2 protein-coding genes and 1 riboswitch are annotated in these 3,280 nt (G+C 42.6%); both genes read right to left on the bottom strand.

The genetic code is table 11. The features are described from left to right. Positions 1-478 precede the first annotated feature (478 nt). Positions 479-1,657: a phosphoribosylaminoimidazolecarboxamide formyltransferase gene (locus DL92_RS0117425; RefSeq protein WP_026654067.1), complete on the bottom strand. Its 1,179-nt coding sequence runs from the start codon at positions 1,655-1,657 to the stop codon at positions 479-481. A gap of 92 nt (positions 1,658-1,749) precedes the next feature. Further along, positions 1,750-2,457, bottom strand: a complete 708-nt coding sequence (locus tag DL92_RS0117420; protein ID WP_034461873.1) for an IMP cyclohydrolase — start codon at positions 2,455-2,457, stop codon at positions 1,750-1,752. A 147-nt stretch (positions 2,458-2,604) separates the two neighbouring features. Continuing rightward, positions 2,605-2,690, bottom strand: a riboswitch (ZMP/ZTP riboswitch). Positions 2,691-3,280: the final 590 nt, after the last annotated feature.

Genomic DNA, 3,280 nt, shown 5'->3' with positions numbered 1-3,280 from the left:
CACCGTACAGCTTCTACGCAATGATTCTGTGTGGTGCATATTCCAGTTTTCGCACCGTACAGCTTCTACACGTAATCAGAAGTTTCTACGTGAGTCCCTGTGAAAAATCAAAGCAACTCACGTAAAAGTTACGCAGGCACTATTTATTCTATAACCGCACAGACCTGTATGGCCATTTTTTTACAGCCACACCGCCGGTATCTGCTTGAAATGCGCAGTTCTCGGACGAGCAAGATGACTTTCAGATTGAATAAAGCCTGAAAATGTCGACTTCTCTGAGCAACGTCAAAAGGAGACATTTTCGGACTTTATGAAATCATGAAAATCACTGCGCAGCCGTACACAAGCATTTCCAAGCAGATACCGGCGGTGCGGCTGTAAAAAACGGCCCTGCAGGTCGTCCGCTATAAAAAATGGCCCTACAGGTCGTCCGCTATAAAAAATCCCCCGCGGAAAACGCAATCCGCGGGGGAAGTCATCAATGATGGAAAAGTCTGAGTCCTGTGAATGCCATTACCATGTCATGGCTGTTTGCTGCTTCGATAACGTTGTCATCACGAACAGATCCGCCGGGCTGTGCAACATACTTAACACCGCTCTTGAACGCTCTCTCGATGTTATCTCCGAAGGGGAAGAACGCATCTGAGCCAAGTGCTACGTCAGTGTTCTTGTCAAGCCAAGCTCTCTTTTCAGCCTCTGTGAATACTTCGGGCTTCTCTTTAAAGATGTTCTGCCACTTGCCGTCTGCAAGAACATCCATGTAATCTGCACCGATGTAAAGGTCGATTGCGTTGTCTCTGTCAGGTCTCTTGATGTTATCAAGGAAAGGAAGGTTAAGAACCTGAGGTGCCTGACGAAGGAACCAGTTGTCAGCCTTAGAACCTGCAAGTCTTGTGCAATGGATTCTTGACTGCTGTCCTGCTCCGATCCCGATAGCCTGTCCGCCCTTTACGTAGCAAACTGAATTGGACTGTGTATATTTAAGTGTGATAAGTGCGATGATAAGATCAATCTTAGCAGACTCGGGAAGCTCTTTGTTATCTGTAACGATATTTGTGAGCATGTCCTCACCGATCTCGATAAAGTTGTGTCCCTGCTCGAAAGTTACGCCGAACACCTGCTTCTTCTCAATCGCATCGGGAACATAGTTCTCGTCAATCTTGATAACAGCGTAGTTTCCGCCCTTTTTAGCCTTAAGGATCTCAAGTGCCTCATCTGTGTAGCCTGGAGCAATGATTCCGTCTGAAACTTCTCTTTTTACAAGCATTGCTGTGTCCTTGTCGCACACATCAGAAAGAGAGATGAAATCTCCGAAAGATGACATTCTGTCAGCTCCGCGAGCTCTTGCATAAGCGTTTGCAAGAGGTGAAAGCTCGCCAAGATCCTCTACCCAATAGATTTTCTTTTCAATATCTGAAAGAGGTGTTCCTACAGCGGCACCTGCAGGTGAAACGTGCTTGAAAGAAGTTGCCGCAGGAAGTCCTGTAGCTTTCTTAAGCTCAGAAACAAGCTGCCATCCGTTCAAAGCATCAAGAAGATTGATATATCCCGGTCTTCCGTTAAGTACTTCGATGGGAAGATCTTTTCCGTTTTCCATATAAACCCTTGAAGGCTTCTGATTGGGGTTACATCCGTATTTAAGTTCGATTTCGTTCATATTGATTCTCCTGTTATATGATATCCGAATTACCGTGTTCCTTCTAAAAACGTGCAATCATGCGCGTTACAAATAAAACTTGCGATATTATATCACTTGTTTTTGTTGATGATCCTTGTCTCGTACTTACCTGTCTCAATGTCGATGAATCTTGTGAAAAGAGATACCTTATTATCTTCGTTAAGCGCATTCCATACATTGTTTGTAAAAGTATCGATGTCACCCTCGATGTTTACAAGTGTAGGTTCTCCTTCGTAACTTGGAAGGGGATTTGCGTCCTTCATATATGTATGGATAAAAAAGCCCTCTCCTGCCTTGGGATTCTCATATGAATATGTAAATCTCTGACATGATGAAGGATCACCGTTGTTGCTCTTTAAGATAGACATTGAAAAGTCGTACTTGCCGTTTTCAACGTTCATGATACCTGAAATACGAGGTGTGTAGTTGGGTGCATCGGGCTCAAATTCTCTTGTGCGAAGAGCCTGCTCAAAAGTCTTACCCTCTTTCATAAGGTCATATACTGTATCAGTCTGATCGCCGTTTGTAACGATTGTTGAATTTCCAAGAACACGTACAGGTGCATAAATGATAAGGCTTGGATCTTCCATCTTGGAAGGATCGAATGCCTGTGTACGGATTCCCTCTCCGTCTTCAACAAATACTCTGTTTCTGCTGTTCTCACTTCTTCCCATGATGAAGTAAGCACATGCTGCCTTCTTGCCGTCAGCTGTAAGGCCGATAACAATACCTCTTCCCGGGTATGTTGTGCGTGAAATTTCCTGCTTCAAATCTACCATTTCTTTTCCTCCGTATATATCACTGAACTCGCTTGTAACAAGGAAGTTCCGCTCTCGCATTCGCTCGCCGGAACTAAGTAGTACACTACGGTTCGAAAATACCGAACCTAGTGATTACTTAAAAGAAACCGCCTGAGCATCCACAAAAGCGGTTGCCCAGGCGGTCGACATTCATAATATATTTCCATACTCCCATGTGGTTACCCACTTATCCGCCAGTTGTATGAACACATATAGCGTACACTTTTGCCACCAAAAAATCAAGGAAAAGAATCCAGCTTTTTATCTGTGATATTTTTACTTCTAAACAGCTGTTTTTTCATGTTCACAGATAAATTGCCTCATACACACTTTTTCTATCTGTGTTTTTTCACCTCATAACACTTGTTATTTTACATTTTCACAGATAAATCGCTCCATACATACTTTTCTATCTGTGTTTTTTTGCTTTTTTTTCAATTTTTCACAGATAAATCACTTCAAACACACTCCTACTATTAGTATTGTCATAGTCTTTCTTTACCTTTTCTATAGGTTCGACTATGCTATTTAAGATACTGTGGATTGGTTTCATTCTCCCACCGCATAGACGGTTTTTGGAAGGCTCCAACCACAGTCTCTTTGTTTATTTGTTAATCAGTTAGTTACCGCATGACGGTTTATCAAGAAGTAGGTTACGATTGCAAGGAGCCCTGTGGATCAAAAACAGTATCAATACTATTTTTCGGGAGGTCCTATATGATTTATGTAGGAATTGATGTCGCTAAAGACAAACACGATTGCATTATCAAAAACTCTGTTGGGGAAGTTGTTTGCAAAACAT

The organism is Butyrivibrio sp. AE2005 (genome assembly GCF_000686965.1).
GTDB classification, from domain to species: domain Bacteria; phylum Bacillota; class Clostridia; order Lachnospirales; family Lachnospiraceae; genus Butyrivibrio; species Butyrivibrio hungatei_A.
Note: the sequence above shows the minus strand (reverse complement) of the source record. Positions and strands in the feature narration are given on the sequence as shown.

Bases quoted from the DNA above. Each gene is read 5' to 3' on its own strand.
- DL92_RS0117420 (WP_034461873.1), bottom strand. From the start codon at position 2,457: ATGGTAGATTTGAAGCAGGAAATTTCACGCACAACATACCCGGGAAGA.
- DL92_RS0117425 (WP_026654067.1), bottom strand. From the start codon at position 1,657: ATGAACGAAATCGAACTTAAATACGGATGTAACCCCAATCAGAAGCCT.